6 protein-coding genes and 6 pseudogenes are annotated in these 15341 nt (G+C 49.3%); all 12 read right to left on the bottom strand.

Going from position 1 to position 15341, the window contains the following annotated elements:
• Nucleotide 1: 1 nt before the first annotated feature.
• Nucleotides 2-1418, bottom strand: a pseudogene (locus tag P2W74_RS08460) (mannose-1-phosphate guanylyltransferase/mannose-6-phosphate isomerase).
• A gap of 379 nt (nt 1419-1797) precedes the next feature.
• Nucleotides 1798-2688, bottom strand: a complete 891-nt coding sequence (gene galF, locus P2W74_RS08455; protein WP_276294681.1) for a GalU regulator GalF — start codon at nt 2686-2688, stop codon at nt 1798-1800.
• 176 nt (nt 2689-2864) lie between these two features.
• Nucleotides 2865-4261 (bottom strand): annotated as a pseudogene (wcaM, locus tag P2W74_RS08450) (colanic acid biosynthesis protein WcaM); the annotation flags it as partial.
• An 11-nt stretch (nt 4262-4272) separates the two neighbouring features.
• Nucleotides 4273-5497 (bottom strand): annotated as a pseudogene (gene wcaL / locus P2W74_RS08445) (colanic acid biosynthesis glycosyltransferase WcaL).
• A pseudogene (gene wcaK, locus P2W74_RS08440) lies at nt 5494-6789 on the bottom strand (colanic acid biosynthesis pyruvyl transferase WcaK). Before wcaK ends, wcaL begins: the two co-directional pseudogenes overlap by 4 nt.
• Nucleotides 6790-6816: 27 nt before the next feature.
• On the bottom strand, nt 6817-8295 hold the full coding sequence (gene wzxC / locus P2W74_RS08435; protein ID WP_276294680.1) for a colanic acid undecaprenyl disphosphate flippase WzxC: 1479 nt from the start codon (nt 8293-8295) through the stop codon (nt 6817-6819).
• 9 nt (nt 8296-8304) lie between these two features.
• Complete coding sequence (wcaJ, locus tag P2W74_RS08430) at nt 8305-9699, bottom strand: undecaprenyl-phosphate glucose phosphotransferase (protein WP_276294679.1); 1395 nt, start codon at nt 9697-9699, stop codon at nt 8305-8307.
• A 375-nt stretch (nt 9700-10074) separates the two neighbouring features.
• Entirely contained in the window at nt 10075-11520 is a 1446-nt protein-coding gene (gene cpsB, locus P2W74_RS08425; protein WP_276294678.1) for a mannose-1-phosphate guanyltransferase, read from the bottom strand.
• Nucleotides 11521-11523: 3 nt separating this feature from the next.
• Nucleotides 11524-12749 (bottom strand): annotated as a pseudogene (gene wcaI / locus P2W74_RS08420) (colanic acid biosynthesis fucosyltransferase WcaI).
• Nucleotides 12746-13225 (bottom strand): GDP-mannose mannosyl hydrolase, encoded by a 480-nt coding sequence (locus P2W74_RS08415; RefSeq protein ID WP_276294677.1) that lies wholly within the window; start codon nt 13223-13225, stop codon nt 12746-12748. Before P2W74_RS08415 ends, wcaI begins: the two are co-directional and overlap by 4 nt.
• Entirely contained in the window at nt 13215-14192 is a 978-nt protein-coding gene (gene fcl, locus P2W74_RS08410) for a GDP-L-fucose synthase (RefSeq protein WP_276294676.1), read from the bottom strand. Before fcl ends, P2W74_RS08415 begins: the two co-directional genes overlap by 11 nt.
• A pseudogene (gmd, locus tag P2W74_RS08405) lies at nt 14192-15316 on the bottom strand (GDP-mannose 4,6-dehydratase). Before gmd ends, fcl begins: the two are co-directional and overlap by 1 nt.
• Between the last annotated feature and the right edge of the window lie 25 nt (nt 15317-15341).

Here is a 15341-nt window from a genome sequence, read left to right as displayed (position 1 = left end):
ATTAGCAACGACCGTATTGGTCTTTAATACGAATAATATCGTCATCACCTAAATAGGAACCTGACTGAATTTCAAGTAATTCCAGTGGAATTTTTCCAGGATTTTCCAGACGCATGCTGTGCGCCAATAGGGATAAAAGTCGATTGATTTTTCGTTAACAGGAATTTTTGATCTTTAATCGTTACTTCACCGGTGCCGGAAAGCACAACCCAGTGCTCAGTGCGATGGTGATGCATCTGCATTGAGAATGCAGCGCCTGGTTTGACAGTAATACGATTGACATTAAAACGTTCAGATTGCACAACCACATCGCAACGCCCCCAGGGTCGATAAATTTCCCGATGGCGTTTGTATTCGCTGCGATGATTGACCTTCAGGTACTCGACAACTTTTTTGACATCCTGCACCTGATCTTTATCAACCACCAGTACTGCATCTTTTGTATTAATAATTACAAGGTTATCAACCCCGATGGCAGCAACTAGTTTCTCGTCTGTATTAACATAACAGTTGTTTGCGTTATGCAGGAAAGTATCCCCCGTGAGAACATTTCCTTTCTGATCTTTAGCACTGACATCCCACAATGCAGACCAGGAACCGACATCACTCCAGTCAGCATCAAGTCCGACGACTACGGCATCTGTCGTTTTTTCCATTACAGCATAATCGACAGATTCATCCGGGCAGGCGATAAATAGATCACGATCGATCTTGATGAAATCATCACCGTCTTTGCCGCCACGAATAGCGGCTTTGCATGACTCAAGAATATCCGGTCTAAACTTTTCCAGTTCTTCAAGATATTTCTTGGCTTTGAACATGAACATCCCGCTATTCCAGTAATATTCACCGGAATCGATATAACCTTCGGCGGTTCTCTTATTCGGTTTTTCAACAAAACGACTGACCTGATACGCAACTTGCTCATCCAGCGTTTCGACCTGGCCACGGTGAATGTAACCATAACCCGTTTCAGGCCCGGTAGGGACAATTCCGAATGTAACCAAGCGTCCTTGTAAAGCAAATTTGAACGCTGATTTAATCGCCTGATGAAATGCCGGTTTGTTGTTGATTATATGATCAGCAGCCAGCACCAGGAGAATTGGATCGTCACCATTTTCAATTGCACTCAAGGCTGCCAGTGCAATAGCTGGTGCTGTGTTGCGACCAACGGGTTCAAGAATAATATTGTGAGAGAGCTTATTGATCTGCCTCAGTTGTTCAGCCACCAGGAATCGGTGCTCTTGATTGCAAATCACTACGGGTTCACGGGCGTCAACATCATCCAGGCGAAGCACTGTTTCCTGCAGCATTGACCGCTGTCCATAAAGACGCAAAAACTGCTTTGGATAGAGTTCGCGCGACATAGGCCACAAACGACTACCGGTACCACCGGCCATAATCACAGGAAGTAACATTTTAAGTCCTTAAAATATTGACGCTTTATATTAAGATCAGCACACAAAGTTTGTCGCTATTGCTTGAGAATTGAGCACGCTACCGCACTGGCTCTACAGCTACCAGGATACTGCTCATTTTTTGATTGGCTTTAGTATGATTTCATCAAATTCAGAAGGCTCTATGAAATCCTTTATCCGTATATTCTCTTATTTCTTAACTGACGAAACAAGGAAAAATATCTAATTGTGTATGAGTATTTCCTAACACTATCACCCTTTTTAGCATTTGAATTTTATAAAAAAACGGCAGTAAGATTGAGGCATCAGGACGACCTTCAACCTCGACTTAGACTGCCGCTCTACCAACCTGTATTTCAAATAACCAAAGTTTTCGGCGTTAACTCAGCAACTTCTCAATACTCTTACGGAACTTCGGCCCTTCCTTCAGGTTACGCAGCCCATACTTCACAAACGCCTGCATATAACCCATTTTTTTACCGCAGTCATAGCTGTCACCAGTCATCAGCATTGCATCAACAGACTGTTTTTTCGCCAGTTCGGCAATGGCGTCAGTCAACTGGATGCGACCCCAGGCACCTCGTTCAGTTTTTTCGAGTTCAGCCCAGATATCCGCAGAGAGGACATAGCGACCCACCGCCATCAGATCAGAGTCGAGCGTTTGCGGCTGATCTGGTTTTTCGATGAACTCAACGATGCGGCTCACTTTACCCTCATTATCCAGTGCTTCTTTCGTCTGAATAACAGAATACTCTGAAAGATCGCCCTTCATGCGCTTCGCCAGTACCTGGCTACGACCGGTTTCATTGAAGCGGGCCACCATGGCAGCAAGGTTATAACGCAGTGGGTCAGCACTGGCGTTATCGATAATAATATCAGGTAATACAACGACAAACGGGTTATCACCAATAACCGGGCGCGCGCACAGAATGGAATGACCCAAACCAAGAGGTTGAGCCTGGCGCACATTCATGATCGTCACACCAGGAGGACAGATGGACTGTACTTCCGCCAACAATTGGCGTTTTACACGCTGCTCGAGGAGAGATTCCAGTTCGTAGGAGGTGTCGAAATGGTTCTCGACCGCGTTTTTGGACGCGTGAGTTACCAGGAGGATTTCTTTGATCCCAGCAGCCACAATCTCGTCGACAATGTACTGAATCATGGGTTTGTCGACGATCGGCAGCATCTCTTTGGGAATTGCCTTGGTGGCAGGCAACATGTGCATACCCAGACCCGCTACCGGAATAACTGCTTTCAAATTAATCATTATTTCATCCACCTGCAAAATGGTTGCTGAATTATAGCTCTTTAGCATGTTTTAGCCAGCATGAATTACATGGCGGCCCTGTTGAAGATGTTACGCCGCTTATCCAGAGAATGCAGTAGCCATAATCTGAAGAATAGACATGTGTTTTTCAGGAATGTACATAAAACTACCGAGCCCTGTTCCGGCAATCTGAAATTGATATCCTCAACATTGACGACCTGGTGATTGATGCTGTCGATATCTACCGAACTCTGCCCTTTCTCATTAACCGCATGCACGTTGGCCAGAGACAACAACGTGTCCTGTTTGGCCATAAACTTCCCTCTCACGTCTTTGCGCAGGTCAAAGTGCATTTTCAGCGCGGGCCCGGTGGTGGACGTCTGCATCACATTGATGTTACGTAAAAAAAGATGCTGCGGCTTATTGTGCAGTTCCAGTGTCGCCCGCTTCATCTCAATGTTAGTGAGCGCCACAAACGAGGGCGCGTTTCCGGAAGCGATTTGGATGCCGCGTAGCTTCCAGGCAAGATGAGTATTATCGAGATGAATATCATTCAATTTGAAATTTTGTGGGATGGATAAATATCGACCTTTAACCACACCGTAACCAATAAGTATTCCAGTACTATTCACCATATCAATATTATCGATCACAAAATTATCACAACCATATATTGCCACCGTGGCATTATCTATCCCTGCTTTCTTACTGAAATCCGGTGTGATATTTCGGGCCTTCACATTGCGAATGATAAAGTGTTTGCCGTTCTCGACGTGGACCAGTTGCCGACAATCAGAGCCGGTGATGTTTGCCACCACAAAGTTTTTCACCGTTTGCTCTTCCGGGTAGCGATTGTCATACGTGCTTCCCGCTAACCCAATGCCGATCCCCCAGTTAATCTTGCCGTTAGTGCAGTTGATACGTTCAATGACATGATCCGAAATCAGGATATTGCGATCGTTGATCGCCACATTCCATTCAATCGCATCGCCCTGTAGGTCACTGAAACGGCTATGAGTGATCCGCGCGCCGTCAACCTGGTTATGGAATCCCTGGCGCAGAATGGCATAGTTCGCCTGAGTCACCGTGATGTCATCAATGATCAGATTGCGCATAATCCGCGGTTTTTTGCCGCCAATATAAAATCTGGGTCACCGGAGACAAACCCGCTCATGGCAATCCCTTTGATAACACAGTCCGAACCGCGAACGTCCAGCGTGATGTTGTGCAGGCTACCGCCCCCCTTCCCTGTGACCTGACAGCCATCCTGTAGCACAAATCGGCCTCTGCCGTTGCCGCTTAGCCGCCCAAGTACGTGCAGCGTTTTACCGGCAGGGATGAAAATCCCCGTATTGATGTTTTTGCAGACCACTCCGGCGGGCACAACGACGGTTTGCGCGTCATCGAACGCGCGTCTGAACGAGGCTACCCAGTCCTGCGGATTATATTCCTGGATATTGACGGTCCTTCGGGGTTCAACGGCGCGGGCAAGCGGAGTATGGAGGATGGGGAGTGCGGCAAGGACGGAGCCTGCCGTCAGAAAGGTACGTCGGGAGAGTGTCTTCTCTGGCATACAACCTCAATTTATAGCGTTTGCAGCAGGCTGGAGAGCTGAAGATTGATCGCCTGCTGGTTAAAATCAGACTCAATTTTTTCACGAGCGCGTTGCACCACGGGTCGGAGCGCCTCGCCGTCGATTCGACTGAATGCGGCCAGTTGTTCGGCCAGCGCCGGGGCATCGTTTTCGGGCACCAGCCAGCCGGATTTTCCAGCTTCCACCAGTTCCGGGATCCCACTATGCACCGTAGAGATAACCGGAATACCTACCGCCATCGCTTCCATCAATGCTACAGGAATACCTTCCATATCCCCGTCCGCCCCCGTGACCGAAGGCAGCAGAAAGACATCGGCCTGATCCAGCATTTTTTTTACGTCATGACTGGGTTTAAATCCGGGCATGTCAATTACATCCTCCAGTTGGTACTGCTCGATCAGCGTGCGCAGACGTCTTTCCCACGGACCGATACCCAGAATGCGATAACGGAAATCCACGCCGCGCGCTTTAAGCAGGCGGCAGGCTTCAATGGCGACGTGCAGCCCTTTTTTCTCGGTAAGGCGGGCAACGGAGATTACTTCCAGCGGCGTTGCTGGCGTTTTAAGCGGCCGATGGGTAAACCGCGCCATATCCACGCCCATGCGTGATACCGCGATCTTCTCCGGCGGACAGCCCATCCCTTTCAGGCGCGCAGCCCATAGGTCGCTGATGGGCAGCATCAAATCACCGCGCCGAAACAGGTGCTGGTACTCGGGCGTATAATGGTTGAGCCACTTCCCGACTCGAGATATCAATGCCGTGGAAAATAGTGGCGATCTTGCCTTTGAGTACCCCAAGTTCCCGCAGTTTCGCCGCCGTTACCCCCGCAGGACCAAAATGGGCGATAAAGACATCCGCATCAAACGGTGTCGTGACCTGAGCGCAAATAGAGGAAAGGATCAGGTTGCGTGACTCGGCACCGTAGCGGGAAACGTTGAGCGCTTTCCATGTCGTCGCACGATGAAGTCCCCGATAACGTTTTGAATGCGCGATAGCGCAAGCTTTTGCGAGGCCGCCCCGTCGGCTCATCCTGCAACCAGCGCGTTTTGCTTCCAGACTGTATTTCGTCCATGACGCGTGGGTATTTTGCAAATCGCCCTTCTGCAGCGCGACAATGTCGACCTCAAACCCCATGTCGATAAACGCGGTGATTTGGTTCAGCACAAAAGTCTCTGAGGACAACGGGAATTTGAGTAAAAAGAAGCTAACTTTCATTTTCCCTCCCTGATGCGGCTTAACACCGATTCAACCATGCGTAACCCCTGTTCACGCTCACGTGCCACAGCGGCAGAAACGCGCGTGTTCCCAGTTCCGGCAACTGCCCCCAGCGTATCGGCAACCCTTGTTTCCAGGCTGCCATCCAGGAGATGGCGAATATCGATGGCCATCTCAGGCAATCCCAGTTGCCTGCATGATCCCCGCCGACTTATGTTCGTAGTTGATGGCAATGGCCGGGGTGTCAAAGTTCATCGAGATAATCGCGGAGTGCAGACGTTGTTCCCACGGTCAATTCGCAGGCGGCAAGAATTTTTCCCATTTCCAGATCGTTCAGTTCGTCCATCACCACGTGGTAGCGCGACGGATCGCTGACATACTGGCGTAAATTCAGCGCCACCATACGGTCATCTTTGTTATAGCTGTCGATCCCGGTACAGGTTGAGAGTGCAATCACCTGATACCCTTCCTCCAGAATGCGATTCACGACCCCGGGCGAACGCCTGCTCATAGGCCTTGCTGGGTAGTGCCCCAGACGGTTTATCAAACGGCGCCAGTTCGCGCAGTGTGATTGCCACGGTCTTCTGCGTCGCGGCCACATCCAGCCAGTGTTGTACCGTGTAGGCCGCTTCAAAATCCTCAAGGTGACGCTCCACCAGCCACGCGGTGTCCACGCCGGATTCCACTTTTGCCGTCGTGATGTCGCTACGCTTCATCAGTTCAAGGCTTACCGCTTCGCGCAGGATCAACGCGTCACACTGTCCAAAAACATAGTTCGCCAGTCGGTTGAACTGATCGTCCTGGAAACGGGCCGACGCTGTGACCCATCATTGCTACAGCGGTTTTTTCGCCATGAACGTACACAGTGCATGCTCAAATTGCGGTACGCCGTAGAGGTCGACAAAAAACGATCCGCCAACCTGGATAATCGCGTCGTAGCCCGACAGCAGACGGACAAAATCTGTAAAGCCCTGGGCAATCGCAATGTTACGCAGCTTGCCGGTATCCGTGACGCGCGAAAGCAGAACCTGATGTTGATAGCGGCGGCGCAGCACTTTTTTCACCCGCCCCATCATCCCTGCCGGCACCTGTTGTGCTGCTTCATTTGCAGCCAGATAGGATCGCCCACTCACCGGACGATTGAGTAACCAGGAAGAACTCACCGGATAACGGCTCATCACGTCGACTTCAGCGTCGGGTTCCAGGCGATGAACAGCATCCAACAGGCCGCGTAAAATCGCACTGTCGCCACGGTTGCCGCAGGTATGGTTGCCAAGTATGAGTAGTTTCATTTGTATCCCATTAATCATGTTTGAGCTTTATCCTGCGCGTAGCAGTGTTTTCATTTTTTCGCTGCGACAAAACTGGCGCTTAATTTCCACCACTAACGGATGGCGTGATGCCACGATCATCACGACAAAGGCCAGCGCGCCCGCAGCAATTTGCGTTGCCAGCAATACGCTGAGTAGCAGATGTCCCTGCAACGCAACGCCCAGGCCATAACTCAGCGCCAGCGTCGGTAAAGAGAGATAAAACGGTAACCACAGGCTCAGGATGTACTGACGATAACTGGAGCCCAGCACCGGTTTGATCATCACGAAATAACTCAGCACCGTATTGATGATTTGCACCAGCAGAAAACCCAGCGTGACGCCGATGACGCCCGCCAGATGACCACCCACGAGAATGGCCGGAATAAACAGGCACGTTTTGAACACATTGAATTTGAAGCTGATATCGACGCGCGCTTTCGCCATTAGCAGCGAGCCAATCGGGTTGCCAATGGAGCGCAACAGTCCCACCACGCACAACAGCTGCAGTACCGGAACAATACCGCGCCATTTCTCGCCAAAAACCAGTGGTACAAAATTGTTCGACACCACCATCAGACCAAGCAACGCAGGGAAGTTAATGATCCCCACCACCGACAGCAGCTTGTAGAAGTTAATTCGCAGCTTTTCGGTATCGTCCTGAATTTTGGCAAACGCGGGAAACAGCACGCGGGTAATGATGGGGTTGAGTTTCATCGGCGGAACGACCGCCACGTTGTACGCCAGGTTGTATCCCCCCGCCACGCCTGCGCCAAGAATGCGCGCAAGCACCAGGGTTGAGAGATTGGTATTCACATAATTGATGATGCTGTCTGCCGTCAGCCAGGCGCCAAAACGTAAGTTCGATGAGACGGATGCCAGCGAAAAGTGCAGTCCGGGACGATAGATTTTGCGGCCAAAATAGCCAAACAGCAGCGTACGGACCGCGCTGTTGACCAGATAACCGAGGATCGCGGTTAACGCCCACGGCCAGAAATGGGCGCTGACCACCGTAAAGGTAAACCCCGCCAGCACCGAACTGGTCTCGATCATGCCAATCTTGTTGAATTCCAGCTCCTTTTGCATCAGCGCACGGAACTGCTGCCCATGGGGGATCACCACAAATGCCAGCGACAAGGTTTTGATTAATGGCGCCAGATCGGGGTTATTCAGCACATTGCCAATCACGTCGCTAAGCAGAAACACCGCCACGCACACCACTATTCCCAGACCGACGTTGAGCCAGTACAGAGTGGTTAGTTCGAGGTGACTTATCTCTTTACGCTGGATAATCGAGTTGGCGATGCCAAAGTCCGAGAGGGTGTCGGCCAGCGCAATAATCACCAGCGAGACGGTTAACAGACCAAACTGATGGTTGTCGATAATCCGCGCCAGCACCGTCATCTGAATCAGTCCCAGACCGATGATAACCACGGTGGCCATCGCCGACCACCTGGCGCCGCTGAGGGTTTTTTCGCGTAAACTCATGATCGTTCCTCAGTAAGCCGCTTTGTTAACAAAGCCCTTAAACACAGTCAGAAAGACAATCTTGATGTCGAACCACAGGCTCCATTCGCGGATGTACTCCAGATCAAACTCAACCCGCTTTTCCATCTTCTCTAAGGTGTCGGTCTCACCGCGCCAGCCGTTGATTTGCGCCCAGCCGGTAATGCCCGGTTTCACCTTGTGGCGCAGCATGTAACCCTCGATAAGCTGGCGGTATTGCTCGTTGTGCGCCACCGCATGCGGTCGCGGCCCAACGATGGACATGCCGCCCGTCAACACGTTAATGAACTGCGGCAACTCGTCCAGAGACGTGCGGCGCAGGAAGTTTCCCACGGGGGTCACGCGGGGATCGTTTTGCGTCGCCTGAGTGACCACCGCATCGTTTTCCATCACTTTCATGGATCGGAATTTCCACACTTTGATCGGTTTGCCATCCATGCCGTAGCGCGTCTGGCGGAAAATAACCGGGCCGGGAGACGTCAGTTTGACCGACAGCGCAATGCAGCACAGCACCGGAGAAATCAGCAACAGAATCAGCGACGCCAGCGCAATGTCTTCGGCACGTTTAAGCAGACGATTGATGCCCGAGAGCGGCGTGTCATACAGCGGCACGACCGGCACACCACTCACCTCTTCGATGCGGGAGTGCAAAATATTGAAGGTGAAGACATCGGGGATCAGGATCACCGAACAGGTTGTATCAGCCAGTTCCCGCACCAGCTTTTTCACCCGCGCGCCGTCACACATCGACATGGCGATATAAACGTTATGAATGCGTGACGCTTTGGCATCCTCCACCAGCTGTCGCAGATTGCCCGCCCAGTCCGATGACACGCCGCCCGGTTTCGCGTCGTGATACACCCCGACCACTTCAAAGCCCAGCCACGGTTCGTTGCGAAAACTCTCCAGCAACGCCTGACCGGCGGGCAAATCGCCCGCCACCGCCACCCGCCGTTTGTTGTAACCACGATGGCGTAACCAGCCTGCCCCGTAACGAATCAACGAACGGCAGACCACCAGTCCAACGCTTGAGAGCAGATACCACGCCAGCCAGACGGCAGGACGGTTCTCAACGTCGTTATTAAAGGCGATTAAACCCGCGCTAAACACCAGGCTCAGCGTCCAGTTACGCAGCAGCAGCGCCAGCTCCGTCGAAATTTTGACCCCGCGCCAGGAGCGGTAAAAATCCGTTATGCCTCCCAGCATCTGGAACACCACCAACGTAATTAAGGCCACCAACAGGTGCATATACAGAAATGGCAAGCCGCTCACCTGGCAGACGACCCACAGCCCGCCAAACATGAGGGTGATATCTGAAAAGCGTTGCACCATAGAGATTAACGATGCATTGGTTTTGGCTCGCTCGCGCTTTTTTAGATTTGTCATCGTTGTTCCTGTTCTTAGCCCTTATCCAGGCATTCCCTGACTGGATAAGAGAAGCACTGACATTACTGATTCAACAACGCCTGATGATGGCGAAATAGCTCTCGTCAGTGCCCAATAATATGTTAATCATGTCAACTCTGGCACACCGCAATCCTTTCGCTATTATCAACGTCTGCGTCTCGCAGTTAAGAATAATTTACCGCCTGAACTGCAGTGAACCTCATGGACGTTAATTTCGTCATGGCCCCCCTTATCCAGATAACTGTTAACCTCTGACCGAGTGGAAAAACAAACGAACAGAACGAGTGATACTTATATAATTCACACCGTAATATCTTATATTGAAACAAATCTTTATGAACAATAATTTAATAATCATTCAATATATTTATTGGGTTGACTAAACCGTACAATATCATCTTCTTCGAGATACACTCCCGAGCGAACCTCAATCATTTCAAGTGGTACTTTACCGGGATTTTCAAGACAGTGAATCGTCCCCTGAGGAATATAGACTGACTGATTTTCACTAAATAACTGAACCTCATTGCAAATAGTGATTTTTGCCGTCCCTGCGACGATAATCCAATGCTCAGCACGATGATGATGCATCCTTAACGCGAATCCCTCCCCCGGTTTCACTGTGATTCTTTTCACCTGATAACGATTACCTTCATCGATGGAGTCATATTTCCCCCACGGTCTAAAGACTTCACGATGAATATGATGTTCTTGTCTACCAGTAACTTTTATTTGTTCTACAATTTTCTTTACAACCTGTACGTCATGTTTATTTGCAATTAACACCGCATCTTTTGTCTGAACGACAACAAGATCCTTCACGCCTACGGTTGTAACGAGTCCTGACTCAGCATAAACAAAGCTATTCTCTGTATTATGGCTTATCACATCGCCATGATGAACATTGCCATCTTCATTTTGGTTGCTAATTTCCCAAAGCGAAGACCATGAACCTACATCGCTCCATCCAACATTCATTGGTAAAACAACAGCATCAGTGGTCTTTTCCATCACCGCGTAATCAATGGATTCACTGGGACACCCCTGAAAAGCAGCACTGCCAACACGAATGAAATTATTGTCCTGCTCTGCATTATTCATTGCATCCTGGCAAGCCTGAAAAATATCTGGCCGATATTTTTCAAGTTCTTCAAGATATCGTCGAGCACGGAATAAAAACATACCACTATTCCAGTAGTAATCTCCTCCAGAAATATATTTCTCTGCGGCTTTTAAATCTGGCTTCTCCACAAAAGCATCGACGTTAAATGCGACTGAGTCCACTTTTATTTCCGTATTAGTCACATCCCCCCGGCGAATATATCCATATCCTGTTTCAGGTGCATCAGGCACTATACCAAAGGTAACTAACTTACCATTTTCAGCCAAAGGAATAGCAGATATTACAGCTTCCTGGAAAGCTTTATTTTCTTCGATAACATGATCTGCAGCCAACACTAACAAAATAGGTTCATGATCGGGATTGCTATTACATGCGGCTATCGCTGCAAGAGCAACTGCTGGGGCAGTGTTTCTCGCGGATGGTTCCAAAATAATATTTCCTGACAACTGCCCAATTTCCTGAAGTTGTTCAGAAACAATAAAACGATGTTTCTCATTACAAATTACGAGTGGAGGAGCACATTCAAGCCCATTCAAACGGCATACTGTCGACTGAAGCATCGATGTATCTCCTCCAAGACACAGAAACTGCTTAGGGTACAAGGTCCTGGATAAAGGCCATAAGCGGGTTCCTGAGCCTCCTGCGATAATCACTGGATAAAGATTGCACTGACGCATAAATTAGTCCTGTAAATCTATAATAAATTGGTTTAACACATTTTGTTTATTGAATGTGTGCTCAGCATAGGTATAAGCAACGACATTATTTTCGGGTAAAGATAATGATTGAGTGATACCTGCAACCAGTGCATCCACTGATTCCGGGTCAATGCAAGTCGCAATACCTGGATGTTTCTGGCAAAGTTGTCCCAGTTCAGTATGTTCTTCCGCAGTGATCACGGCATTACCACCCACAGCCAGAATATTCGTCAGTTTGGAAGGCAAAACGGCATCGGCTGCACCACGCTTCTGAACTATCAGATGACAATCTGCAATTTTTAGTAACGCGGGTAATGTTTCATAGGGTTGTAGCGGATAGAAATTCACATTACTCAACGCACGTTCCGTTACCATTTTTTCTATTCTAGCTTTCCCTCCGCCTTGTCCAAACAATGACAAATAGCCAAGGTTTATTCTCGAGAACAGCAGCTGCTTCGACAATATTTTCCATCCCCTGCTTCTCACCAATATTGCCGGAATAGAGAATGATTTTTTTTCCCTTTGGTAAGCCCAACTGATGCCTTAATCGAGCCACCTCAGTAACATTCACCTCGCGAAATCGCGCAACTTCCGACCAGTTAGGGAAAAAGATCATTTTTTCCGCCGGAAACCCTTTTCCCTGCGCTCTTTTCATCATTGAATGAGAGATCGTGGAGACGTTGTCAACATTCAGCAAACCGCTACGCTCAAATACTGTTGCCAGTCTGGCGAGTATTCCAGATTTACCTTTCCCCCGTCATACCTAGCCCAAGCATGGCATCCACTTCATAATCCTGAATATGCAGCAACGTACGAGCACCTGTTAATTTCGCTAACAGACGCATTCCCGGCGTGCAAAATAGTGTCGGCACCACACCAATAATGCGATCAGGCTTCCAACGAAGCTGAGCCATCAAGGGAAAAAAACTGCTCAGGGCAAAGCTGGCCAAATGCAGTAACCGTTTAAGTGTCGTTGGTTGTCCAGGAACATATAAAGGACAGCGCCAAACTGTGGCCTTCCCCTCTTCCCGACGATAACGCCAAAATGAGTAGCCCTTTTCTACTTTCCACTGAGGATAGTATGGAGGTGCTGTTATGACACGAACGTCATGGCCCATGCCCGCCATCCATTCCACCATCTCGCCGGTGTACTTGCCGATTCCAGTAAGTTCAGGTGAGTAGTTAATACCGTAAACCAGAATTCTCATAAGCCGGGCACCTGGTGCTGCAGCTCTGGATTAAAGTAAGCTCGAGTATTATGGTGGACATCCTCATCAGTAAGAAGCACCTCTGATTTCGCCCAACGCCAGGTATCATGCTGCTTTAAGGGTAGCATCGTGGCAGTAGAATTTATTTTGAGCCGAAACCCCAGAACGACATAGTGCGTCGAAAAACGAGCATCAGAAAAATTGTCATCGTAAAAGTGTTGCCAGACGCCGAAAAATTGACTATCCATAAGAACGAATTGCTGACCCAACTCCTCCTCGCTTAAACGAATAAACGCCTGCTCCAGAGTTTCACTTTTTAATACTCGCCCACCAGGGACAAACCAATATCCCTTTGCTGGTCTATTATTTCGCCTCCCAACTAAAAACTCGCCAAATTCATTTTCAATAATAAAATCCAGTGAGATCAGAGGGGTAGAGCGCACTATGTGAGCAAAGTCTTCTTTATTAAGGAGCATTACTCCCCCTGAATTTCTGCTGATTATCAATAAACCAGCGATAAGTGTTTGCCAGCCCTTGTTCCAGCCCAATTTCATGTTGCCAGCCAAGGCGTCTTAAGCGACTCACATCCAGTAATTTTCGTGGTGTACCGTCTGGTTTCGAAGAGTCAAAAATAATTTCACTCTTCAAACCGACAACTTTCGCAATAACGTCAGAAAGCTCCCGGATAGTACAGTCTTCCCCTGTCCCCACATTGACATGAGAAAGCATTGGATCGGTATTCTTCTGCCACACCTCGTGATCAAGTTCCATTACATAAATGCTGGCAGCGGCCATATCATCCACATGCAAAAAATCTCGCATCGGTTCCCCACTCCCCCATACTTCCACATATTTTTCATTACGCTGAGCAGCCTCATGAAAACGACGCAGCAGGGCCGGAATAACATGTGAATTATGACGATGGAAGTTATCGTTAGGCCCATATAAATTTGTTGGCATCACGGAGCGGTAATCTCTTCCATACTGCCTGTTATAAGATTCACAAAGCTTTATTCCCGCAATTTTAGCAATTGCGTACGGCTCATTTGTGGGTTCGAGTGACCCCTGGAGTAATTCGCTTTCTTTAATTGGCTGCTGCGCAAATTTAGGATAAATACATGACGACCCCAGAAAAAGAAGTTTCTCAACATTGAAACTGTGTGCAGCATGGATAATATTATTCTCCATCATCATATTTTCATAAATAAAATCAGATGGATAGTTGTTATTAGCCATAATTCCACCAACTTTAGCCGCAGCCAGATAAACTTGATCAATATCTTCGCTGGCAAAGAAAGCATTAACGGCTTGCGTATCCAACAGATTAAGTTGTTCACGATGACGAACAACCAGTTCAACATCGTCTCGCTGTGCAAGCTGCCGATAGATAGCGGAACCTACCATTCCACGATGACCAGCAATATAAATACGTTTTTTCATCATTAATTCTCCAGCGCGATGGCAACCTCGTAACCATGAGATTTCAGCAGTGAGTGCTTCTTCGCCGCTTCCAGATCGTTAGCGACCATCTCTGACACCATCTGCTGCAAGGTAATCTCCGGCTTCCAGCCCAGTTTTTGATGTGCGCGGGAAGGGTCGCCCAGCAGGGTTTCCACTTCCGCAGGGCGGAAATAACGCGGGTCAACCGCCACAATCACATCACCCGCTTTAACGCCCGGCGCATCATGACCGGTCACAGAGACGACGATGCCTTTCTCGTCCACCCCTTCCCCTTCGAAACGCAATTTGATCCCCAGTTGCCCTGCCGCCATTTCAACGAACTGACGAACGGAGTACTGCACGCCGGTGGCGATCACGAAGTCTTCCGGTTTCTCCTGCTGCAGCATCATCCACTGCATTTTGACGTAGTCTTTGGCGTGGCCCCAGTCACGCAAGGAATCCATATTGCCGAGGTACAGGCATGACTCCAGGCCCTGGGCGATATTGGCGATCGCGCGGGTAATTTTGCGGGTCACGAAGGTTTCGCCACGGCGCGGCGATTCATGGTTAAACAAAATGCCGTTACAGGCGTAGATCCCGTAGGATTCACGGTAGTTGACGGTTATCCAGTAGGCGTACAGTTTGGCCACCGCGTACGGAGAACGCGGATAGAACGGCGTGGTCTCTTTCTGCGGGATTTCCTGCACCAGGCCATACAACTCAGAGGTGGAGGCCTGATAGAAGCGCGTTTTCTTTTCCAGACCGAGGAAGCGGATCGGCCTCCAGCAGGCGCAGCGTCCCCATCGCATCGACGTCAGCGGTGTATTCCGGCGATTCAAAGGACACTGCGACGTGGCTCATCGCCCCCAGGTTGTAAACTTCATCGGGCTGCACTTCCTGCAGAATGCGCGTCAGGTTGGAAGAGTCCGTCAGATCGCCGTAGTGCAGATGAAATTTCGGATTGCTGGCGTGAGGGTCCTGATAAATGTGATCCACCACGCTCGGTATTGGAACGACGAAGCGCGGCGCTTGATACCGTGCACCTCGTAACCCTTCTCCAGGAGAAGCTCCGCCAGGTAAGAACCGTCCTGCCCGGTAACGCCAGTAATGAGAGCGACTTTTGACATGTATGTTTTCCTTCTGTACTTATTA

The sequence above is a fragment of the Citrobacter enshiensis genome (genome assembly GCF_029338175.1).
Classification (GTDB): Bacteria; Pseudomonadota; Gammaproteobacteria; order Enterobacterales; family Enterobacteriaceae; genus Citrobacter_D; species Citrobacter_D enshiensis.
The sequence above is the reverse complement of the archived record's forward strand: the minus strand, read 5'-3'. Positions and strand labels throughout refer to the sequence as shown.